This window comes from Streptomyces canus (genome assembly GCF_001514145.1).
Taxonomy (GTDB): domain Bacteria; phylum Actinomycetota; class Actinomycetes; order Streptomycetales; family Streptomycetaceae; genus Streptomyces; species Streptomyces canus.
In genome coordinates, this window is the sequence record NZ_KQ948660.1 from 114,539 (window position 1) to 136,775 (window position 22,237).

The window sequence follows — 22,237 nt, forward strand, 5'->3', positions numbered from 1 at the left end:
CCTGCGCGGCGGGTGGTGCACGGCACCGCGCTGGTCCGTGAACGTATAGGGGTTCGATCACTTGTCACAAGTTAATGCCGCGTAGATCACGTGAAGATCACAGACTTGAGGGCGCGTCATGTTTACGCGGCCCCGCGCGGGGATAGGCCGGACCCCTCGGTCGATTACCGGACGGGCGTGAACTCCACGGGCAAACTACGCAGTCCACGCATGATGAGCCCCCCACGCCAGCGCAAATCGGCTGAATCCACCGCGAGTTGCAGGTCGGCGAGACGGGTGAGGAGGGTGGCGAGCGCGGTCTGCCCCTCCAGGCGGGCGAGCGGGGCACCGAGGCAGTAGTGGATGCCGTGGCCGTAACCGAGGTGCTGATTGTCACGGCGGGACAGATCGAGCACATCGGGATCGGCGAACCGCTCGGGATCCCGGTCCGCCGCCGCGAGCACGACGAGCACCGGGTCGCCGGCCGCGATGTCCTGACCGCCGATCCGCAGAGGCTCGGTGGCGAACCGCCAGGTGGCCAGCTCGACCGGGCCGTCGTACCGCAGGAGCTCCTCCACACCGGTCTCCAGGAGGCCTCTCTCCCCGTCGGCCAGGGACTGCTGCAGCCGGTTCCGCTGCTCGGGGTGGGTGAGGAGGGCGTACACGCCGTTACCGATGAGATTGACAGTGGTCTCGAAGCCGGCGAAGAGAAGGATGAAGGCCATTGCCGCGGCCTCGTTCTCGGTGAGGTGCTCGCCGTGGTCCGAGGCGCGGATCAGTCCGGAGATGAGGTCCTCGCCCGGGGCCGGTTCCTCTGGCAGCGCTTCCCGCTTCCGGTGGATGAGCTCGGCGAGATAGCCGCGCATCTTCTTCACGGACCGCGCGACCCCGCCCCGCGGGCCTCCTCCATGACGGATCATCATGCCCGCCCAGTCCCGGAAGTCGTCCTGATCCTCGCGGGGGACGCCGAGCAGGTCGCAGATCGCGTAGATGGGGAGCGGGAAGGCGAAGTCGTGGATGAGGTCGGCGGTGCCGGTGGCCGCGAACCCGTCGATGAGGTGGTCGGTCAACTCCTGCACCCTCGGCGTGAATTCGGCGACCCTCCTGGGCGTGAACGCCTTGCTGACGAGCCGTCGGAGCCTGGTGTGGTCCGGCGGGTCGATGTTCAGCAGATGCGTCATCAGCTCCGCCTTGCGCTCCCCCGGGATACCCGTCTTGCCCTTGGCGTGCGCGGGCTCGTCGTGGTGGGCCGGGTTCTTGCTGAGCCGCTGGTCGGCGAGAGCCTGCTTGGCATCGGCGTACCGGGTGACCAGCCAGGCCTCCACCCCGCTGGGCAGCCGGGTCCTGTGCACGGGGGCGTGCTCGCGGAGCCAGGCGTAGGCGGGGTAGGGGTTGGTGGCGAACTCCCAGGAGAACAACTCGGGGGCGGGAGTCGCGGCGGCGGGGACGGCAGGACACGCGGGGGTGCCGGGGGTCGCAGGGCCTGCGGGGTTGGCTCGGGGCTGGTCGGTCACTCCTTGACGTTATCCGGCGGCTGGGGTGCCTCGACCTCCCGGATCGCGTCCCGGTACAGCCGAGCCGCCGCGCGCAGGGCCGCCTCGGGATCGACGCCCTCCGCCTCGGCGCGGGCGGCCAGGACGAGGAGTTCGTAACCGATGCCCTCGGTCTTCGGGAGCGGGACGTCCAGCCCCGCCATCCGCACCCGCGACGCCAGCTTCGCCGCGAGGGCGAGGCCGGGCTGGCCGAGGGGGATGCCTTCGGTCACCGAACTGCGCTGCTTCTCTATCGCCTTGGTGCGCAGCCAGTGCGCCTTGACCTCCTCGGGGGTGCTGGCCGTCTCGTCGCCGAAGACGTGAGGGTGACGGTGGATGAGCTTGGCGACGATGCCGCCTGCGACGTCGTCGACGGAGAAGGGGGCGTCCGGGTCCTCCTCGGCGATACGGGAGTGGAAGACGACCTGGAGCAGGACGTCTCCGAGCTCCTCGCGCAGTTCGTCGCGGTCGCCCTCCTCGATGGCCTCGACGAGTTCGTACGCCTCCTCGATGCCGTACTTGGCGAGGCCCTCGTGAGTCTGCTGGGACGACCACGGGCACTCGGCGCGGATCCGGTCCATGACCTGGACGAGGTCGAGGAGCCGGGCACCGGGCAGGTCGTAGGAGGCGGGGAGCAGCTCCAGCTCTGGCATCTGTATGCGTCCGGATCCGGCGAGGCGTGCCAGACCGTCCGTGAGGGCCGGCTCGCCCTCGCCCGTGGCGACGACGACCACCGTGTGTCCGCCCGCACACGCTCCGACCAGTTCCTCAGCGGTCGGGGACGTCTCGTCGACCGCTATCCCCGCCTCCCGCAGATACGGCAGCTGGGGGTGGGCTCCGTCCGCGCACAGGACCCGGTCGGCGGCGTGCAGCGCCTGCCAGGCGGGCCAGGACAGCAGGCCGGGGGCGACGCGGTGGCTGGTGGTGAGCAGGACGATGCGGCCGGGGGCGGACGCCGTGTCGGGGTCCTGGTCAGGGGCGGGCTCGAAGCCGGTTGCGTTCACAGTTCGAAGCTAACGCACGGCGCCGACGGGGCGATCAGTTTGTCCACAGGCGGGGGGTGGCGGGTGATCGTACGATCATCCGCCTGCCGTGCGGGCTGCCCGCGGTGTGGGCTGCCTCGGTCCGGCTACGCGCTCTGCTCGCTTCCTACGCGCTCTGCTCGCTCCCCGCCGTCGTGACCTCTCGCACCCACGGGGTCTTCGCGTCGACTCGTGTGCTCTTCGCGACGTCCCAGGTGCCGTAGCGCGGGTTGAGGTCGACGTCGAGTTGCTTGGACGCCTTGCTGAGGGCGTTCCAGAAGGCGGGGTCGCCGGTGTCGGTGCCGAGCTTTCCGGCGAGTTTCTGCGCCTCCAGCTGGAGCAGGAGGTTCTCGTCCAGGCGCTCCGGGGCGATGCCGTACTGCTGGAGCCACGCCTTCTCCAGGCCCTTGGAGCCGCCCGCCTGCTCCTCCAGGCCGGAGCGCAGCTCCTGGACCTCCTTGCGGGTGACGGACACGCCCGCGTTCTCCGCCGCCCGGTGCAGCACCCGGTCGAGGACCATGCCGTGCAGGACGTCGCGGGTGAGGGTGCCGGTCTTGGCGATGGCCTGCGCGTACTGCGCCTCGTCGGTGACGGCCTCCCGCTGCGCGTCACGCACCTCGGTCACCCGGTTCTCCAGCTGCGCGACGGTGATCCGCTGCCCGCCCACGACGGCCGCGGCGCCGGGATGCGCGTCACTTCCGCACGCGGTGAGCAGGGGTGCCGCGGCGGCGAGCGCGGCGGAGAGGACGAGCGCGGTGCGACGACGGCGGTGCAAGGAGGCCTCCCGAGGAGATTGTGCGACGGTGCACAAGGTCTTGCGGTGATCGATGGTAGGCAGGGGACCGGCTCTGGCCAACCCATTCGACCAACGATTCACCAGGACTTCGGGCACCGCCGCGCCACGCGCGCGTGGTTGCCGTCAGCCGGTGATGGCCACCGGCCCGTCCCAGGCGTCCCGGTCCACGGTGATCGTGTAGCCGTTGCGCGACTCCTTGCTGTTCACGAGGTACTGGTGGCCGCGGCTGTGATCCCTGTACTGCGTGGCACCGAAGGGCCAGTCCGCGGTGGTGGTGTTCTGCTTGTCCCACAGCGCGTACCAGAGGTTGCCCGGCAGGTCGGTCTTGTCGGTCGCGTTGGCGATCGCCTTGGCGCTGGAACTGGTGAAGCCGTAGAAGCCCGCTCGGTACGTCTTCGCGCGCAGGGTCTTGTCGAAGGCGCGCACATAGGTGAGCACGGCGGTGTTGCACGCCTTGTTCGTGATGTCGTACGCCTCCATGTCCAGGTAGATCGGGCTGCCGGCCTTCATGCCGAGCGCGGAGGCCTTGGCCACCGCGTCCGCGCCGTCCGTCGCGCCCAGGGAGGCGGCGGTGGTGGCGGTGAGCTTCTCCGGGTTGGAGCCGCTCTGGCAGGGCGGCTGGGCTCCGACGTAGAGCGGGATGAGCTTCCAGCCGACCGAGGTGACCGACTTGACCCAGGAGGCGGTGAGGTTGGGCTGGGAGCAGCCGCGGTTCTTGCCGCCCACGTAGACGGCGGCGGCGCCGTAGAGGCCGCCGTGCCAGGCCTTCATCGCGGAGAGGGAGGGGGCGGCACAGGTGTCGAATGCGCGGCCGGTGTACGTCTTCTGCGCGGGCCAGGTGGTCGCGGCCATGGAGCTCTGCGCGGCGAGGCCCGCACCGGCGACCACGGCGGCCCCGGCGACGCCCCACGTGAGGTATCTGCGCTTCTTCGACTGCCGATGGCTGGACATGGACGACCCCACCCCTTGGTTGTGCTGTGTGTGTTGTGCGTGGCGAAACGAGCAAAGGTATCCAGCGCCGGTTCTGCCTTTCGGAAACTCAATCCCCTGAAGGGGACAAGTTTCCCTCTGGGCACGGCAAAGTCTGACAGCTCGCCCTAGCGCACCTGGCCCAGCCACTGGAGAGTCCGGCGGACCTCCCCCGCGAGCGGGTGCGCCGGTCCGTGCAGCCGCTCCACGTCGTGCAGCAGCCGCGCGAGTGTGTCGTGGGCGGCGGCGCGGTCACCGAGGGCGAGCAGGAGGTGGCCGATACGGCGGCGGACGTCGTGGGCGAGCTGGGGGTCGCCGGCCACGTACTGGTTCTCGTAGTACGGCAGCAGGGCGCGGTATTCGGCCAGCGCGGCCGCGGGTTCGCCGAGTTGTTCCAGACACTGGGCCGCGTCGTAGCGGAAGCGCAGGGACTGCGGGTCGGCGTGACCCGCCTCGGTGGCGCGTTCGTCGGCGAGGCGGCGCAGTTCGGGCAGTGCGCGGCGATACTGGCCGTCGTCCATGAGGGTGGCGGCGTACTGCTTGCGCAGGGTGCGTACGACCGGGGAGTTCACGCCGTGCTGTTCGGCGGCGGCGGGCAGGATCGCGCCGAGGATGTCGACGGCCTGGGTGATGCGCCCCTCGCCGAGGAGCCGCTTGACCTCGTCGACCGCGCGCGCGACGTCCGGCTTCCCGGTCGCCTCGGGGGCCGGCGTGACCGGGGCGGGCTGAGGTGCGGGCGTGCGCGCGCGGTCCGGCCAGGGGGCGTGCGGGCGGAGGAAGGGGCGGGTGGGATCGAGGGGCGCTCCGGTGGGCATCCCGCGCGCGGGCAGGAGCAGGGCCAGGTCCTCGTAGACGTCCTGTGCGGAGGCCGGGCGGTGCTGCGGGTCCTTGGCGAGGAGCTTCAGGACGAGCGCTTCGAGGGCCTCGGGGACTTCGGGGCGGGTGCGGCGCACGGGCAGCGGGGGTTCGTACAGGTGCCGGTGCAGCACGCCGAGTGCCGTGGAGCCGGCGAACGGGACGTCTCCGCTGAGGAGTTCGTGCAGCAGTACGCCGAGTGCGTACAGGTCGGTGTACGGACCGACCGCGCCGCCCATGGCCTGCTCGGGTGCCATGTAGGCGGGCGAGCCGATCGGCGAACCGGTGTGGGTGAGGCGGGTGGTGTCGGTGTCCATGACGGAGGCGACACCGAGGTCGAGCACGGTGACCGTGCCGTCCTGCTTCACCATCACGTTGCGGGGCTTGAGGTCGCGGTGGACGATCGGCACGGCGTGCACGGCGCTCAGGACGGCGCACAGTTGCGCGGCGACCGCGACCGCCCACTGCCAGGGGTACGGGTCGTGCTCGGCGAGATGGTCGGAGAGGTCCGCGCCGTCGACGTACTGCATGACGAGGAACAGCTCCTCGCCCTCGCTGCCCGCGTCGTGCACGGTGACGAGCCCGGGGTGGTCGACCTGCGCGGTCACCCGGCACTCCCGCACGAACCGGCGGCGCAGTTCGTCGGCCTCCTGCCCGGCCACCTTGTCGGGGCGCAGCAGCTTCACCGCCACGCGCCGGTCGAGCCGCTGGTCGTACGCCGTCCACACCTGGCCCATGCCGCCCTGTCCGATGAGCGTGGACAGTTCATAGCGGCCGGCGACGACCCGCCCTGTCGCCACGGTCACCTGCCGCCCTCGGGGTTGCCGTCGTGCTTGCGCAGATAGTCGCTGAGCTCGTCGAGTTCGGCGCGCACCTGGTCGATCCGGGCGGGCGCGGGGCGCTGCGGCGGCGGGGGCGGGACGGCACCGGGGGCGGCGACCGGCGGAGCCGGCGGCTGCGGCAGGAGCGTGGACGTGTATGGCGGCGTCGGCTGCGGATAGCCGTAGCCGGTGTGGACGGTCGGGCCCTGGGGCGGCGGGTGGCCGGCGAACCGCCGCTGCTGGTGCACCCGGATGTCCATCACGAGGAAGTACACGCTGCTGAAGAGGCCGAGGAGCAGGACCAGCGACATGGCGACGTCGGTCCTGCGATCGCTCTCGGGCAGTGAGCCGACCACCGCGAAACACGCGATGGACAGCGGAAGGCTCGCCCAGGACAGCACCCAGTCGACCGACCGCCCGCGCAGGAAGGCGATCCGGAACAGCGGAGCGCAGGCGAGCAGGCCGCACGAGAGGAAACCGGCGGCGGCGAACAGCACGCGCAAGGTGATGACGGTGCCCGAGCTGCGGGCGGGCGGCACCGCGCCGTGGCCGTACATGAACGCTCCTGAACCGGGATTCGATGTGGGGTTCGAGCGTATAGGCCGATACCGACAACCGGTCACGGGTTGTACCGAACCGTTGTCGTCCTGATCAGTCGGGCGCGACCGTTCCGTCGGTGAGCCCGTCGTACATCCCCCGCACGAGCTGCTCTCCGAGCCGGCCGGCTCGCCTGAGCGCCCGCTCGAACTCGTCGAGCACACGGAAGCGTTCGCCGTAGCGCCGTTGCTCGTCTAGCGGGAGCCTGGGCAACTGGAGCCTGCGCACGTCCAGGCGGGTCGCGGTGGAGGCATAGCTGCTGGCCTGGCGGTTGTTGGCGGTGCCGCGCAGGAAGCCGGCCAGGAACCAGGGGTCGAGCGCTGCGGGATCGGGGCGCAGCAGCACGAGGTTGCGCCCCAGGGCGGCGCCCCCGGTCGTCGCGTCGATCACGCGCGCCACCGAGCCCCCGCCCAGCACCGGTACGACGACATCGCCCGGTTCGGTCAGTACGGCCTCCTCCTCGCTCTCGGGAAGCGTCCCGGAGGGGTCGGCCCCGAAGAGGACGTCGTGGTCGGTGAGCACGGGCACGCGTGCGTGGCCGCCGTTTCCGCCCGTGCGCAGCATCAGGGCTCCCCCGCGCGCGAGTTCGCCGATGGTGGTGAGCGGCCACCGCGCGGGGTGCGCGGCGTCGGCGCGCGGCGGGGTGAGGTCGGTGGTCAGGCGCAGGGTCTCGCCCAGGTGCTCGCGCACGGCCGTGAGCTGTTCGGCGCCGTCGGCCGCCGTGGGGGGTGGCAGGTGGCGGGCGGGAGCGAGGTCCACATCGTCGTCGAGGAGTTCGATGACGGGCAGCGCGCGGGCCAGTCCGGGCCGTTCGGTGAAACGGCCGGGCCGCCCGAAGGCCTGCCAGGCGTCGAGAACGGCCTCGCGCACGGCCCGCCAGTCGGGCCCGCCGCGCCCCTCCCCCGCGAACTGCCCCACGTCGACGAGGAGCACCTCCGGCTGCGCGGGCGCCTTCTCCGGGCGGCGCAGCACCCACAGGTGCAGCGGGATGTTGTACGGCGGTGCCGCCCCGACCGGCAGGGCGATCACGGCGCGCAGGGCACCGCGGCGCAACAGGTCGGCGCGGATACGGCGGCCGGAGCGGCGGGAGGCGGCTGCGGGCGGCATGAGCAGGACGCCGGCGCCGCCGTCCTTGAGGCGGGCGAGTGCGTGCTGGACCCAGGCGAGCTCGGACTCGGTGCGGGCCGGGAAGCCGTACTCCCAGCGGGGGTCGTAGGCGAGTTCGTCGTGGCCCCAGTTGCGCTCGTTGAACGGCGGGTGGCACAGGACGGCGTCGGCTCGCAGCCGCGGGTGGGCGTCGGTGCGCAGGCTGTCGCCGACCGCACCGTGCACGGTGGACCAGGTCTGCAGGGCGAGCCGGAGCGTGGTGAGCGCGGCGAGTTCGGGGGCGCTGTCCTGGGCGTGGAGCTCCTGGTCGGGGCGGGTGGCGGCGGCCCGCAGCAGGGCGCCGGTGCCGCAGGCCGGGTCCAGGACGGTGCGGGCGGGGCCGGCGAGGTCGGCCATGAGAGCGGCCAGGTCGGCGGGGGTGAGCGTGTACTGGCGCGGGTTGGCGTCGAGATGCCGGCCGAGCAGGAACTCGAAGGTCTGCCGGGCGCCCAACTCGGCGGCCAGCTCGGCGACGCCCCGCAGGAGGGGGGCGGAGGGGAGGAGTTCCGGGCCGGTGGGGAGGTGAAGGGCGGGGTGGGTGTTCACAGCGGAGGGGGTGTGAACGCCGGAGGGAGTGTGAGCATCTGAGGGGGCGTGAGCGACGGAGACGGGGGGTGCGGCATTCACGACATCTGCGGTGTTCACGGCGGGCGGGGTGTTCACAGCGGGCGCGTTGTTCATGGCCGACTCGGGGCCGAATCGCGGTGTGAACACCTCCCGCAGCGCCCCCGGCAGCATCTTCGAGAGGCGCTCGTCCGAGCCGGCGCTCACCTCGAGCCAGACCGTCGGGCGGTCGTGGATCAGCAGCAGGAGGCAGCCCGCGTGGGTGAGGGCGGTGACCGGGCCCTCAGGGTGGCCGGAGAGCTGCTGCCAGACGCGTTCCCGCAAGGGGACCTCAGCGAGTTTTCCCTGTTTGCGCAGCCAGGACTCGACCTCGGCGAGCGCGAAGGACGGGCTGGTCTCGGTGCCGCCGACAGGCCTCGGGAAGTCGGCGTGCCGACGGCGCCAGTTGCTGACGGCCGCGCGGCCCACGCCGGCCAACCGTGCGATACCGGCAGCGGTCACCTCAGTCGCGTTGTCCTGCATCCGCCCGCTCCCCTCGTCGTACCGCACCAGCCCTGCGCCACGCGTGTGACGCCGAGCATACCGATGCATGCAAGATCTACCCCTTCACGGCCGTGTACACAGCCATACTTGTGAATCGTGTTGACTCGGTTCACAGGCTCTGCTCTCATTGACCCAGCGAACGAGCGACCGCCGAGCAGCGGTGGTCGCCGCGTCGGAGGGGGATACAGCCATGGGCATGAAGGGCAAGGTCGCGCTGGGCGCCGTCGTGGGAGTAGTCGTCATCGGAGTCGTGTCGGCGAACGCCGGGAACAACGGGGACGGCGGCACCGACAAGGGCTCTTCGGCGTCCGCGGAGCGCGAGGCCGGGGGCAAGAAGGGCGCCAAGGACACCGGCAAGGCCGAGGTCGCCGAGAAGAAGGCCGCGTTCGCGGGGGACGGCGACTTCCAGGTCGGTTCGGACATCAAGCCCGGCACGTATCGCACCACCGGCAACAGTGACGGCATGTGCTACTGGGAGCGGGCCAAGGACGCCTCGGGCGAGATGGACTCGCTGCTGGCCAACGACAATGTCACCGGCACCAGTTACGTCACACTCAAGGCCACCGACAAGCTCTTCAAGTCGAGCGACTGCAACGACTGGGAGGCCGTCGGCGAGAAGGCGCAGGGCTCCCCCGCCGCCCGGATCTCCGGTGACGGCGGAATGTTCGCAGTCGGCGCCGACATAGTCCCGGGCACCTACAAGTCCACCGGCAACACCGACGACTCCTGCTACTGGGAGCGCACCAAGGACGCCGGGCACGGCGTCGAGTCGATCCTCGCGAACGACAACGTCAACGGCACGGCCGTCGTCAGGATCAGCGCCTCGGACGCCTACTTCAAGACCAACGGCTGCAAGGACTGGAAGAAGACCGGCTGAGCCGGCCGACCCGCTTCCGTCTCCTTTCGCTCACCACCGGCGGCGCGTCCCACGCACAGCGCGCCCCGCACCTCATCACCTCACCGCATCCCCACCAAGGAATCACCATGCGTCGTACCGCACTTGCCGCTCTCTGCATCGCCGCCGCGGCCACCGCAGGACTCACCGGCTGCCAGCCGGACCAGGACAAGGCGGACAGCAGGACGAGCGCGTCCAGCGCATCCGCCGAGCCGGGCAGGTCGGCCGCGCAGAAGGAACCGTTCGCCGGGCTGACCGGCGCCGAGATAGCCGACCGGGCCACAAAGGCCACGACCGGCGCCTCTTCGCTGCGTGTGAAGGGTGCCATCCCCGACGACGAGAGCGGCGGCACCATCAGCCTCGACGTCCTCGTGAACAAGAAGGGCGAGTGCGCCGGCACCATCGGCATGGGCGGCCACGGCAAGGCTGACCTGATCAAGACCGGCGACATCGTGTACATGAAGTTCGACGAGGCGCTTCTGCGTGAGCAGAGCGAGGGCGAGTCGAAGGCGGACACCGAGGCGGCCGTGGCCATGCTGGCCGGCAAGTGGACCAAGACGAAGGCGACGGGTGAGGACGCCAAGGAGTTCGAGGGCTTCTGCGACCTGGGCGCGGTGCTCGACGGCGCCGAGGACAGCAACTCCGACGCGAGCCGCGGCAGCACGACCACCGTCGACGGGGCGCCGGCGATCACCCTGCACGAGAAGGACGGCAAGGACCGCTACACGTTGTATGTCGCCACCGAGGGCAAGCCGTATCTGCTGCGGATCGACAGCACGGCCGGAGCGGACCAGGGGTCGGTCACCTTCAGCGACTTCGACGAACCGGTCCCGGCGGGGAAGCCGGCCGGAGAGATCCTGGACCTCGACGCCCTGGGCGGCTGAGCCACCGGGGCCTGCAGTGCCACGCCGAGACGCGGGGCACCAGGACGCGCCATGGACGCGGCACGCTCAAAGGGCGTGCCGCATCCACACGTTGGGCTCGACGTACACCGCATACCCGCGCTCCGGCTCGCACCGCACCGGCACCAGCGCCCCGGGCACCTCGATGTCGCCCTGGGCGTCGAAGGGCAGTCCGGTCCAGCGGCGCCACTGCTCCAGGGAGCCGGACACCGTCATGGAGGCCGGTGCCACCGCGTGGACGACGCCGCCGGCCCGGGCGTGGACGCGCAGCCAGGGGTCGTACGGCAGACCGTCCTGGCGTACCCGGTAGGCGTACTCCTGGATCGCCGTGTGCGGTTCCAGGTGCTTGGCGCTGGGGCGGACCGGCGCGACGACCTCGCTGAAGCCATGGGCGCGGGCGTTGTCACGCATCGCCGAGAGCATCCGGGCGGACAGGCCGTGGCCCTGAAGGCGCGGGTCGACGACGACCGAGATCGCGCTGACCGTGTCGGGCGGTACGCCATGACGCAGATCTTCGAACGCCCACACCAGCACCTCGTCCCAGCCCCGGGCGGGCAGTTCACCGCGGTCCTCGGTGTGGAGGGCGAAGGGGACGCTGTGGGCGTGTGCGATGATCTCGCCCCGCTCGTCCTCGGCGTACAGCACGTGTTCGGGCAGTTCGGCGGAGATCCGTCCGTAGTGGGCATTGCCCACGGGGTCCTCGGTCACGAACTCGGGCCAGCTGTTGGCCATGCCGAGAACGCGCTCCCGCACCTCGGGACGCTCGGCGAGACTCGACACCTTCAGCTCCATGCGGTCACCGTAGGCGCGGGCCCGCCCGCCGGAAAGCGCATTTCCCGCGCGCCCCGGCCCACGACCGCTCGGCGCGAGCCCTCAGTCCGCGTGGAACCGCGGCGGCGCCGCCGTCGGATTGCCGCCGGCCGGGAGCCTCTGGCCGGGGCAGCCCGAGAGGACCTTCTCCATCGCGGACTTCTCTGCGGTCGTGACCCACAGGCCGTACTTCTTCTTCACGGCGACCTGGGCGGCCACATACGTGCACCGGTACCTCTTGTTCGGCGGCAGCCAGGTCGCCGTGTCACCGTCCCCCTTGGAACGGTTGGTGCTCGCGTCGACGGCGAGGAGGTTGAGGGGGTCGTTGGCGAGAGCTATCCGCTTGCTGGGCTCCCAGTACTTGGCCCCCTTCTGCCAGGCGTCGGAGAGTGCGACCACGTGGTCGATGTCGACCTGGCTGCGACCACGCCGGTAGGTCACCTCCTTGCCCGAGTACGGGTCCGACTCGAGCACGCCGTAGGACACCTTGCAGTCCCCGCGGGTGAACTTCACGTCCTCCAGATCGCGTTTGAGTATGTCGTCGCGGGTGTCGCAGTCGTTCGAGTCCGTGTCCGCCCACGCGGTGCCGAACCTGTCGCGCTCGTAACCCGTTTTGGGCGCCCGCCCCTTCACGGTGAGCGACTCGGCGGCGGTGAGGGCCGCGCCCGAACCGACCGCACCCCCGGTCTCCTCCGGCCCGCCGGACCCTGTGGTCGTCTCCGCCTTGCACCCGGCCACGGCGAACACCAGCACGACGGCGGCCGCGGCCCCGCCCCTCAGACGCATCACGTGCGCCCCTCCCCTTGAAACCCGGTCCGGCCCCCGCAGGGAGCGCCTTCCCCCGTACGGCGTCTCGCACACCGTAGCGAGCGGGCGCACCGCGGCATACAGGAGGTCCAGACCACAAGCCTTTCAAGTGGCCATTGGGAACATATCGGCCGTATCGTCGTTGCTGAGTCACCTCCGGAAGGAGCTCTGGATGGGCATCTTCGACAGGTTCAAGAGCAACCGCCAGGCGCAGGACAAGGCCAAGGACATGTCCGACATGGCGGAACGGAAGGCCAACGAGCGGACGGGCAACAAGCACGAGAGCCAGGTCGACGACGCACAGCGGAAGATCGAGGGGTCGCTCGGCATGGATCGCGACAGGCCCGACCAGCCGTAAGCACCGAAGACTCACGGAGGACCGTCCGCGGAGATCCGTCTCCCGCGGGCGGCTTCACGTCCCGGAGGGCGCACCCGTAGGCCATGGCAGCACCCTGAGCTCCGGCCATTCCTCCTTCCAGCGCGCGGCCTTGGCCTCGTAGACCTCTCTCGGAGCGAGCACGGGGTTGGGGCGGACCACCAGGTTGAACACGTCGGACAGCCCGTGGGGTGCGTAGACGCGCCACGTCCCGTCGGGTTCCGGCCGCACGCCCAGACAGCAAGTCGTCGCGGCGAAGCAGTCAATGGCGGACTCGGTGGAGTCGTACGGCGGGCAGGGCACTCCGAACTTCTGCTCGTACCAGAGGTGCACCCGGGCCTCGTTGCGGATCTCCACCTCGGCCCGCAGGCCTTCGAACACTTCCTGCCCCGCCTTGATGACGGCGTCCTCGGCCTCCCAGGAGAGATCGGTGTCGTCGAAGTAGAAGATGTCGTAGTCCCTGATGCCCCGGGTCGGGGGTCTGCCGGTGACCACGTTCCACACGGTCTGGAACAGGCAGCCCGCCGTCACGTACCAGCCCGGCAGGTCAAGTGTCGCCGTCCTGGCCATCACCTCGGCCAGGGTCTCGTTCTGGCCGAGCGCGGAACGGAACGCGTCCAGTTGTTCCTCAAGCGGAAGTCGTCCGAGCATCCGTCCTGACTATCACGGTCAGACCTTGCCGATGCCCAGGGTCGTCTCCGACGGAAGCAGCCCGGAGGACAGCACCGCGACCCAGAAGTCACCGAGCAGGTCCGCGAGCCGGTCCGTGTCGACCGTCCCGAGCAACTGCCATGGCGTTGCGGCGAGTTGGTCGGTCTGGTGTTCCACGCGGTGGCGCAGGTCGCGGCCGGTGTCCGTGGCCTCGCCGTTCTCGTCGAGCAGGCCACGGGCCGTCAGACGCTCACGCGCGGACCCCCATTCCGTCGCACTCCAGCCTCGGCTCTCGAAGCGCTCCACCGACGCGGCGCCGATCGCGGCGAAGGAGACCAGCGACTCGACCGGGTCGAGGCCGGCCACGAGCAGGGCCGCTATGTGGCCGTCGCCGCGGTGCTCGCGCAGGATCGTGGCCGCCTGCCACAGCTGGAGGTGAGGGGCCTCGGGCCACTCCAACACGGCGTTGGCCGCTGCGAGCGGACGGCCCGCGGTGTTCACCGCCTCGGCCGCGCGCCGGGCCAGGGCGGCGGCCTCCACCAGCTCGGGGCTGTCGACCCGGCCACCGAAGATCGCGCGGTAGGCCCGGTCGATCCCCCGCAGCCTCGCCGCCAGGATCGCACCGGGCTCGGCGGTCGCCCACGCGGAGTCGATGTGCTCGGCGACCATGCGGGGGCTGAAGCTGTAGAAGGCGGACGCCACCCGCTCGGCACCCACCGGCCCCAACGGCGCGGCACGCAGGGGAAAGTAGCTCGGCCAGCGCTCCTTCGTGTCGTACCCGAGCGCTGCGGCCTCCTCGAAGACCTCCGGCGCGTAGTAGAGCACCGCGTGCAGGGGTTCCAGCAGGTGCCAGAGCCGGCGCACACGGGCCGGCTCCACAGCGTGCGCCACGTCGCCGGTCTCCACCTCGGTCCTGCCGTCGTGCTTCGACATGACATGCCTCCCCGTCGTCGGCGAAGTCCCTCTAACCCACTCGGAACTTGACACTGACTAGATTGCCTGGGCGACTTGAACTTGTCAATGCCTAGATCGGGCGTACGCTCTGTCCATGGCATCCGCGGAAACCGACAAGCCGAACCGCTCCGACAAGCAGGACCGCCGCTACCACCACGGCGACCTCCGCCACGCGATCCTCACCGCCGCCCTCGACGTCATCACCGCCGACGGCCCCGCCGGGCTGAGCCTGCGCGACCTGGCCCGCCGCGCCGGTGTCTCGCACGCGGCCCCGGCCCACCACTTCAGGGACCGCACCGGGCTCCTGACGGCGATCGCCGCCGAAGGCTTCGCGCTGCTCGCGGCCGCCCTCAACGACGCCTCGGACCTCAAGGACGCGGGCGGGCGCTATGTACGCTTCGCCCGCGAACACCCGGCCCACTTCCAGGTGATGTTCGCGCCCGGACTGCTGCGCGCCGACGACCTCGAACTCACCACGGCCCGCGCCCTGGCCACCGACGCCCTGCGCACCTCGGTCTCAGGCGTACACGCCGAGGACTTCGGCATCGACAGCCGCCTCGCGGGAGTCGCCGCCTGGTCCCTGGCCCACGGCTTCGCCACGCTGCTCCTCGGCCACAACCTTGACGGCCCGGTCGGCGACCGTGACCCCGAGGAGGTGTTCCGTACCCTCGCGACCACGTTGTTCCGTACGCCCTGACGTCACCCGGTGGCCCGACCGCGGCTCACACCGTGGAGGCCACCCGGTCACGGTCCCCCGCCGTCACGACCCCAGGATCGACGTGAGGAACTCCCCCACCCAGCCGAGCAACTCCCGCCCGACCAGCGGCTTTCCGCCCACCTTCGCCGTCTTCGGGCGTGGCACCAGCACCTGGTGCACGGCCGGCTTGATGACGGTGCCCGGGTAGAGCCGCTTGACCCGCAACTCCTGCGACTCCCGCAACTCCACCGGCGCGAAGCGGATGTTGGTGCCCTGGAGGACGATCTCGCCGACGCCACACGCGCGTGCGAGCATCCGCAGCCCCGCCACCAGCAGCAGGTTCTCCACCGGTTCGGGCAACTTGCCGTAGCGGTCGACGAGTTCCTCCCGTACGGCCTTGACGTCCTCCTCGGTGTTCACCGAGGCGATGGCGCGGTAGGCCTGCAGACGCAGCCGCTCGCCCGGCGCGTAGTCGTGCGGGACGTGCGCGTCGACCGGGAGCTCGATCTTGACCTCCAGCGGCGGCTCTTCCTCGACACCGCCCTCCAGGGAGGCCCGGTAGTCGGCGACGGCCTCGCCGACCATGCGGACGTACAGGTCGAAGCCGACGCCCGCGATGTGCCCGGACTGTTCGCCGCCGAGGAGGTTGCCCGCGCCGCGGATCTCCAGGTCCTTCATCGCGACGTACATGCCCGCGCCCATCTCCGTGTGCTGGGCGATCGTCGCCAGGCGCTCGTGCGCCGTCTCCGTCAGCGGCTTCTCCGGGGGGTACAGGAAGTAGGCGTAGCCCCGCTCGCGGCCACGCCCCACCCGGCCGCGCAGCTGGTGCAGCTGGGACAGGCCGAAGTTGTCGCCGCGCTCCACGATCAGTGTGTTCGCGTTGGAGATGTCGATGCCCGACTCGACGATCGTGGTCGACACGAGCACGTCGAACTTCTTCTCCCAGAAGTCGACGACGACCTGCTCGAGGGCCTGTTCCGACATCTGGCCGTGGGCGGTGGCGATGCGCGCCTCGGGGACGATCTCACGCAGGCGCGCAGCCGCCCGGTCGATCGACTCGACGCGGTTGTGGATGTAGAAGACCTGGCCCTCGCGCAGCAGTTCACGGCGGATGGCCGCGCCGATCTGCTTCTCCTCGTACGGCCCGACGAAGGTGAGCACCGGGTGGCGCTCCTCCGGGGGCGTGGTGATCGTCGACATCTCGCGGATGCCGGTGACCGCCATCTCCAGGGTGCGCGGGATGGGGGTCGCGGACATGGTCAGCACGTCGACGTTGGCGCGGAGCTTCTTCAGCTGCTCCTTGTGCTCGACGCCGAAACGCTGCTCCTCGTCGACGATGACCAGGCCGAGGTCCTTGAACTTGGTCTCGGAGGAGAACAGCCGGTGGGTGCCGATGACGATGTCCACCGAGCTGTCGCGCAGCCCCTCCAGGACGGCCTTCGCCTCGGTGTCGGTCTGGAAGCGGCTGAGCGCCTTCACGACCACCGGGAACTGCGAGTACCGCTCGGAGAACGTTCCGAAGTGCTGCTGCACCAGCAGGGTCGTCGGTACGAGGACGGCCACCTGCTTGCCGTCCTGTACGGCCTTGAAGGCGGCCCTGACCGCGATCTCGGTCTTGCCGTAACCGACGTCGCCGCAGACCAGGCGGTCCATGGGGATCGACTTCTCCATGTCCTCCTTGACCTCGGCGATGGTGGTGAGCTGGTCCGGCGTCTCCGCGTACGGGAAAGCGTCCTCCAGCTCGCGCTGCCACGGGGTGTCCGCACCGAAGGCGTACCCCGGGGCGGCCATCCGCGCGCTGTACAACTTGATGAGATCCGCGGCGATCTCCTTGACCGCCTTCTTGGCGCGCGCCTTGGTCTTGGTCCAGTCGGCGCCGCCCAGCCGGTGCAGCGTGGGGGCCTCGCCGCCGACGTACTTGGTGATCTGCTCCAGCTGGTCGGTGGGGATGTAGAGCCGGTCGCCGGGCTGGCCGCGCTTGGCGGGGGCGTACTCGACGACGAGGTACTCGCGCGTGGCGCCCTGCACGGTCCGCTGGACCATCTCGATGTAGCGGCCGACGCCGTGCTGTTCGTGGACGATGTAGTCGCCCGTCTCCAGGGTGAGCGGGTCGATCGTCTTGCGGCGCCGGGCCGGCATCCGGGCGCCGTCCTTGCCGGCCGCCTTCTGGCCGGTCAGGTCGGTCTCGGTCAGCACGGCGAGTCTCAGCGCCGGGTCGACGAAGCCGTATTCGATCGAGCCGCACGCCACGTGCACGACGGACGGGCTCAAGGACGCGAGCTCCGCGTCGAGGCGGGCCGCGATGCCCTCGCCACCCAGCACCTCGACGGTACGGGCCGCGGGGCCGTGCGCCTCGGTCACGAAGACGGTGCGCCAGCCGTCGGCGAGCCAGCCCTTGGTGTCGGCGAGGGCCTTGGCGGTGTCGCCGCGGTAGGTCTCGGGGGCGTGCATGCCGAGCTGGAGGGTGTCCGCCTCCAGTTCGAGATCCGCCGCGAACGGCGACACCGACCACCACATCATGTCCAGCTCACGCGCGTGCTCGCGGACATCGGCGATGGACCACAGGGAGGCCGCGCCGACGTCGATGGGCGCCTCGCCGCCGCCCGCGGTGGCCGCCCAGGACGCCTGGAGGAACTCCTGCGAGGTGGCCACGAGGTCGGACGCGCGCGTGCGGACCCGCTCCGGGTCGCACACGACGGCCATGGCGCCCTTGGGCAGGACGTCGATCAGGAGCTCCATGTCGTCGACGAGGACGGGAGCCAGGGACTCCATGCCCTCCACGGCGATCCCCTCGCCGATCCTGCCGAGCAGGTCGCCGAGCTCGGGGTGCTCCTCGGCGAGGGCACGCGCGCGTGCGCGTACGTCGTCCGTCAGGAGCAGTTCGCGGCAGGGCGGGGCCCACAGGCCGTGTTCGGCGACCTCCAGGGAGCGCTGGTCGGCGACCTTGAAGTAGCGGATCTCCTCGACGTCGTCGCCCCAGAACTCGACGCGCAGGGGGTGTTCCTCGGTGGGCGGGAAGACGTCGAGGATGCCGCCTCGTACGGCGAACTCGCCGCGCTTCTCGACGAGCTCCACGCGCGCGTACGCGGCGGCGGCGAGGGCCTCCACGATCGTGTTCAGGTCGGCCGTCTGCCCGGTGCGCAAGGCGACCGGTTCCAGGTCGCCGAGGCCCTTGACCTGCGGCTGGAGCACGGACCGTACGGGTGCGACGACCACGGAGACCGGGCCGGTCTCGGGGTCGTCGGGGCGCGGGTGGGCGAGGCGCCGCAGGACGGCCAGGCGGCGGCCGACGGTGTCGCTGCGGGGGCTGAGGCGCTCATGCGGGAGGGTCTCCCAGGACGGGTACTCCACGACCCCCTCCGAGGGGAGCAGGGAGCGCAGGGCCGCGGCCAGGTCCTCCGCCTCGCGGCCCGTCGCCGTCACCGCGAGCACGGGCCGGCCGGCCTCCCGGGCGAGGGCGGCGACCGCGAAGGGACGGGCCGCCGGTGGGCCGACCAGGTCGACGTGCATGCGGTTGCCGTCTTGGGCCGCCGTGATCGCTTCCGCGAGGGCGGGGTCCTTGACGACGGCGTCGAGCAGACCGTGCAGGCTCATTCTGGGCGGCTTTCGTCCGGGGGGGTTTCTGGGGGGTGGACAACGCGAAGGGCCCGACACAACGAAGGGCCGGGGGGTCTCCAGCCTACGACGGCCTCGGCCCGGCCGTCGGAGCCTGTGGACAACCCCGCCCCACCCGCGGCCGCCTGTGGACAGCGAAGAGCCCGCAAGCCGCCCCCCGTGGACAACGAAGAACCCGCAAGCCGCCCCCCGTGGACAACGAAGAACCCGGCGCCGAGAAGTCCCCCGTGACTTCTCGGCGCCGGGCGTTCCCCGTCCCCAGGGTGGCTATTCGGTCGCGATCGCCTTCAGGACGTTCATCCGGCCCGCCCGGAACGCCGGGATCAGGGCGGCGAACAGGCCCACGAAGGCCGATCCGACGAAGACGCCGATGATCGTCGGCCAGGGGATCTCCAGGACCTTCAGGCCCTGCAGGGCGAGGAGCTTCTGGGCGGTCGCGCCCCAGCCCATGCCGAGCCCCAGGCCTAGCAGGGCGCCGAAGAGCGCGATGACCACCGACTCCATGCGGATCATCCGTCGCAGCTGGCGCCGCGAGAGGCCGATCGCGCGCATGAGGCCGATCTCCCGGGTCCGCTCGACCACCGAGAGCGCCAGGGTGTTCACGACACCGAGGATCGCGACGATGATCGCGAGGGCGAGCAGGCCGTAGATCATGTTCAGGAGCTGCCCGATCTGGTCCTTGAAGGCTTCCTTGTAGTCGGTCTGGTCGCGCACGGTGTACTGCGGATAGTCGTGCAGCGCCGACTTCAGGGACTTGTACGCGGCGTCCTGCTGCCCGTCCTTGGCGTTGGCGAAGACCAACTGGTCGAGCGGCATCTTGTCGGCCGGCACGTATTTGGCGAGCGTGGCGATCGAGATGTACTTCGAACCCGCGTCGATGACGACGTCACTGCTGGTGATCGCCCGGACCGTCAGCTCGGCGGTCGCACCGTCCTTGAAGGCGACCTTGATCTTCGAGCCCAGGTGGATGCCGTGCGCCTTGGCGAACTTCTCGTGCACGGACATCGAGTCGGGCCGGTAGGCGTCGGCGAGCTTCCCCGCGACGGTCTTGGTCTGCAGGTCGGTCGCGTAGGACGGGTCGGCCGCCGTGATGTCGGTGTCCTTGAGCGTCTTGCCGTCGGGGGTCGTGTAGTCGGCCTCCGTGATCCTGTACTCGGTGACCCGCTCAAGGCCGGGCGTCTCCTTGACGGCCTTCACCGCGGCCGGCGTGACCAGCTGTCCGCTGTCGGACTGGATGATGAAGTCCGTACCGACCGTCTTGTCGAGCTCGTCCGTGGCCGAGGCGACCATGGACGAACCGACGACCGACAGACAGGCGACCAGCGCGAGGCCGATCATCAGGGCGGCGGCCGTGGCTCCGGTACGACGCGGGTTGCGCAGGGCGTTGCGCTCGGCCATGCGGCCGACCGGGCCGAACACCCTGAGGACGACCGCGCCCAGGACGCGCACCACGCCGCCGGCGAGGAGCGGGCCGATCACGACGAAGCCGATCAGGGAGAGCACCACGCCGAGGCCGAGCCACAGGGAGCCCTCCTTGGCCTTGTCCGCCTGGGTGACCAGGTAGAGCGCGCAGGCGCCGCCACCGGTCAGGAGGGTGCCCAGCAGGGCCCGTACGCGGCCCGCCTTGGCGTCGGCGGGGGCGCCCGCGTCCCGGAGGGCGGCCATGGGCGAGACCTTGCCCGCGCGGCGGGCCGGCAGCCAGGCGGCCAGCACGGTGACGACCACGCCGAGGAGCAGTCCGACCACGGGGGTCGTCCAGGCGATCGTCAGGTCGCTGGTCGAGAGGTGTATCCCCAGGGAGCTCATGAGTTTCATCAGGCCGACCGCGAGGCCGACGCCGGCGCCGACCCCGAGCACCGAACCGGTGACGCCCAGCAGCAGTGCCTCGACCAGCACGGAACGGTTGACCTGCTTGCGGCTGGACCCGATGGCCCGCATCAGGCCGATCTCACGGGTCCGCTGCGCGACGAGCATCGAGAAGGTGTTGATGATCAGGAAGATGCCGACGAGGAAGGCGATCCCGGCGAAGCCGAGCATCGCGTACTTCATGACGTTCATGAAGCCCTCGACGTCCTTCTGGTTGGCGTCGGCGGTCTCCTTGGCCGTCTGCACCTTGTAGCCACCGCCGAGCTCGGCGGCGACGTTCGTCTTGAGCTGAGCGTCGGTCACCCCGGAAGCGGCCGTGACGTTGACGTTGGTGTACACGCCCGTCTCGCCGACCAGGCTCTCCTGAGCGGTCTTGGTGTCCAGGTAGAAGATCGCGGCACCGGGGTTGGTGACCTGGAACTCGGCGACGCCGGAGATCTTCGCGGTGTGCGTGCCGACCGCACTGATCACGCCGATCTCGTCACCGAGCTTCAGGTGGTGCTTGTCGACGGTGTCCTTGTCGACCATGATCTGGCCGGAGTTCTTCGGCGCCGTACCGGAGGTGATCTTCATGGTGCGGGCGTCGTTGCGGTTCCAGTTGCCGACGATGGTCGGGCCGCCGCCGGACGGCGAGAGGCTGTCCTTTTCGGCGTCCACGACGGTCACCGAGGTCGAGAAGACGGTCCCCTCCGCCGCCTTCACGCCCTGCGCCTCGCGCACCTTGCCGAGCACGGAGGCCGGCATGACCGGCGGCTTGCCGTTGTCCGAGGTCGTCTCGCCGCTGTCGGAGGCGCCCTTGGCGCTCACCGTCACATCCGAGGACGTGGCCGCGAAGAGCTTGTCGAAGGTGGTGTTCATCGTGTCGGTGAACACCAGTGTCCCGCAGACGAAGGCGACCGACAGCAGGACCGCCACGGCCGACAGTGCCATGCGTCCCTTGTGCGCGAAGAAGTTGCGCATGGAGGTCTTCATGACGGTCATGACGTACGCCCCCGGGCGTCGAAGTCCTTCATGCGGTCCAGGACGGCCTCCGCGGTCGGCTTGTACATCTCGTCGACGATCCGGCCGTCGGCGAGGTACAGCACACGGTCCGCGTACGAGGCGGCCACCGGGTCGTGCGTGACCATCACGATGGTCTGCCCGAGTTCGTCGACGGACTTGCGCAGAAAGCCCAGGACCTCGGCACCCGCGCGCGAGTCGAGGTTTCCGGTCGGCTCGTCACCGAAGATGATCTCGGGACGCGCCGCCAGGGCGCGGGCCACGGCGACACGCTGCTGCTGTCCGCCGGAGAGCTGGGTGGGCCGGTGCCTGAGCCGGTCGGAAAGTCCCACGGTGTCCACCACGCGTGCGAGCCACTGCTTGTCGGGCTTACGGCCGGCGATGTCCATGGGCAGCGTGATGTTCTCGAGCGCATTGAGCGTCGGCAGCAGGTTGAACGCCTGGAAGATGAATCCGACCCGGTCCCGGCGCAGCTGTGTGAGCTTCTTGTCCTTCAGGCCGGTGATCTCGGTGTCGTCCAGGTAGATCTGACCGCTCGTCACGGTGTCGAGTCCGGCGAGGCAGTGCATGAGAGTGGACTTGCCGGACCCCGAGGGGCCCATGATCGCGGTGAACTGCCCGCGAGCGATGTCCACGTCCACATGGTCGAGGGCGACGACACGGGTCTCACCGGACCCGTACGCCTTGACGACCTGCCGCGCCCGCGCGGCAACGGCCGTACGCCCTCCAGTGCCCCCGTGCCTGGTGATGGTTACAGCCGATGTCACGGTATTTCTCCTATGTCGGTCAGCGAGTCAACAGCCGATCTGTAGGGCGATCGGTTCGTTGCTTGGGTACGGCG

At 70.5% G+C, this 22,237-nt stretch carries 18 protein-coding genes; 4 read left to right on the forward strand and 14 right to left on the reverse strand.

Going from position 1 to position 22,237, the window contains the following annotated elements:
* Positions 1-164: 164 nt before the first annotated feature.
* From AQJ46_RS17300 to AQJ46_RS17330, 7 genes are all read right to left on the reverse strand, one after another.
* On the reverse strand, positions 165-1,493 hold the full coding sequence (locus AQJ46_RS17300; protein ID WP_079072316.1) for a cytochrome P450 family protein: 1,329 nt from the start codon (positions 1,491-1,493) through the stop codon (positions 165-167).
* The gene (locus AQJ46_RS17305) at positions 1,490-2,515 is read right to left on the reverse strand and encodes a nucleoside triphosphate pyrophosphohydrolase (protein WP_059206445.1); all 1,026 of its coding nucleotides are present in this window, start codon (positions 2,513-2,515) and stop codon (positions 1,490-1,492) included. Before AQJ46_RS17305 ends, AQJ46_RS17300 begins: the two co-directional genes overlap by 4 nt.
* A 145-nt stretch (positions 2,516-2,660) precedes the next feature.
* Positions 2,661-3,308: a SurA N-terminal domain-containing protein gene (locus AQJ46_RS17310; RefSeq protein WP_059206446.1), complete on the reverse strand. Its 648-nt coding sequence runs from the start codon at positions 3,306-3,308 to the stop codon at positions 2,661-2,663.
* Between the two features lie 144 nt (positions 3,309-3,452).
* Complete coding sequence (locus AQJ46_RS17315) at positions 3,453-4,280, reverse strand: glycoside hydrolase domain-containing protein (RefSeq protein WP_059206447.1); 828 nt, start codon at positions 4,278-4,280, stop codon at positions 3,453-3,455.
* A 146-nt stretch (positions 4,281-4,426) separates the two neighbouring features.
* Positions 4,427-5,917 (reverse strand): serine/threonine-protein kinase, encoded by a 1,491-nt coding sequence (locus tag AQJ46_RS17320; RefSeq protein WP_263972874.1) that lies wholly within the window; start codon positions 5,915-5,917, stop codon positions 4,427-4,429.
* A 38-nt stretch (positions 5,918-5,955) separates the two neighbouring features.
* Positions 5,956-6,531 carry a hypothetical protein gene (locus tag AQJ46_RS17325; RefSeq protein WP_059206449.1) on the reverse strand — a complete coding sequence of 192 codons (576 nt, stop codon included), beginning with the start codon at positions 6,529-6,531 and terminating at the stop codon, positions 5,956-5,958.
* Between the two features lie 94 nt (positions 6,532-6,625).
* Positions 6,626-8,803, reverse strand: a complete 2,178-nt coding sequence (locus AQJ46_RS17330) for an N-6 DNA methylase (protein ID WP_059206450.1) — start codon at positions 8,801-8,803, stop codon at positions 6,626-6,628.
* A gap of 211 nt (positions 8,804-9,014) precedes the next feature.
* On the opposite strand from AQJ46_RS17330, the gene AQJ46_RS17335 reads away from it, so the two are divergent.
* Positions 9,015-9,701, forward strand: coding sequence for a hypothetical protein (locus AQJ46_RS17335; RefSeq protein ID WP_059206451.1), 687 nt, complete (start codon positions 9,015-9,017; stop codon positions 9,699-9,701).
* Positions 9,702-9,808: 107 nt separating this feature from the next.
* Positions 9,809-10,603 carry a hypothetical protein gene (locus AQJ46_RS17340; RefSeq protein ID WP_059206452.1) on the forward strand — a complete coding sequence of 265 codons (795 nt, stop codon included), beginning with the start codon at positions 9,809-9,811 and terminating at the stop codon, positions 10,601-10,603.
* 66 nt (positions 10,604-10,669) lie between these two features.
* Here the strand turns inward: AQJ46_RS17340 and AQJ46_RS17345 are convergent, their stop codons facing one another.
* Both AQJ46_RS17345 and AQJ46_RS17350 read right to left on the reverse strand, forming a co-directional pair.
* Entirely contained in the window at positions 10,670-11,413 is a 744-nt protein-coding gene (locus AQJ46_RS17345) for a GNAT family N-acetyltransferase (protein WP_059206453.1), read from the reverse strand.
* 81 nt (positions 11,414-11,494) lie between these two features.
* Positions 11,495-12,217: an HNH endonuclease family protein gene (locus tag AQJ46_RS17350; protein WP_404828460.1), complete on the reverse strand. Its 723-nt coding sequence runs from the start codon at positions 12,215-12,217 to the stop codon at positions 11,495-11,497.
* Between the two features lie 193 nt (positions 12,218-12,410).
* Between AQJ46_RS17350 and AQJ46_RS17355 the strand changes: the two genes are divergently transcribed.
* Complete coding sequence (locus AQJ46_RS17355; protein ID WP_059206455.1) at positions 12,411-12,596, forward strand: antitoxin; 186 nt, start codon at positions 12,411-12,413, stop codon at positions 12,594-12,596.
* 54 nt (positions 12,597-12,650) lie between these two features.
* Here the strand turns inward: AQJ46_RS17355 and AQJ46_RS17360 are convergent, their stop codons facing one another.
* Both AQJ46_RS17360 and AQJ46_RS17365 read right to left on the reverse strand, forming a co-directional pair.
* Positions 12,651-13,265, reverse strand: coding sequence for a nucleotidyltransferase family protein (locus AQJ46_RS17360; protein WP_059206456.1), 615 nt, complete (start codon positions 13,263-13,265; stop codon positions 12,651-12,653).
* Positions 13,266-13,283: 18 nt separating this feature from the next.
* Entirely contained in the window at positions 13,284-14,198 is a 915-nt protein-coding gene (locus AQJ46_RS17365; protein ID WP_059206457.1) for an SCO6745 family protein, read from the reverse strand.
* Between the two features lie 115 nt (positions 14,199-14,313).
* Here AQJ46_RS17365 and AQJ46_RS17370 point away from each other — a divergent pair, with 115 nt between their 5' ends.
* Positions 14,314-14,916, forward strand: a complete 603-nt coding sequence (locus tag AQJ46_RS17370) for a TetR/AcrR family transcriptional regulator (RefSeq protein ID WP_059206458.1) — start codon at positions 14,314-14,316, stop codon at positions 14,914-14,916.
* A 63-nt stretch (positions 14,917-14,979) separates the two neighbouring features.
* Here the strand turns inward: AQJ46_RS17370 and mfd are convergent, their stop codons facing one another.
* From mfd to AQJ46_RS17385, 3 genes are all read right to left on the reverse strand, one after another.
* Positions 14,980-18,510: a transcription-repair coupling factor gene (mfd, locus tag AQJ46_RS17375; protein ID WP_059206459.1), complete on the reverse strand. Its 3,531-nt coding sequence runs from the start codon at positions 18,508-18,510 to the stop codon at positions 14,980-14,982.
* Positions 18,511-18,798: 288 nt separating this feature from the next.
* Entirely contained in the window at positions 18,799-21,378 is a 2,580-nt protein-coding gene (locus tag AQJ46_RS17380; RefSeq protein WP_059206460.1) for an ABC transporter permease, read from the reverse strand.
* Positions 21,375-22,163 (reverse strand): ABC transporter ATP-binding protein, encoded by a 789-nt coding sequence (locus AQJ46_RS17385; RefSeq protein ID WP_059206461.1) that lies wholly within the window; start codon positions 22,161-22,163, stop codon positions 21,375-21,377. The genes AQJ46_RS17380 and AQJ46_RS17385 overlap by 4 nt, the downstream gene beginning before the upstream one ends.
* Between the last annotated feature and the right edge of the window lie 74 nt (positions 22,164-22,237).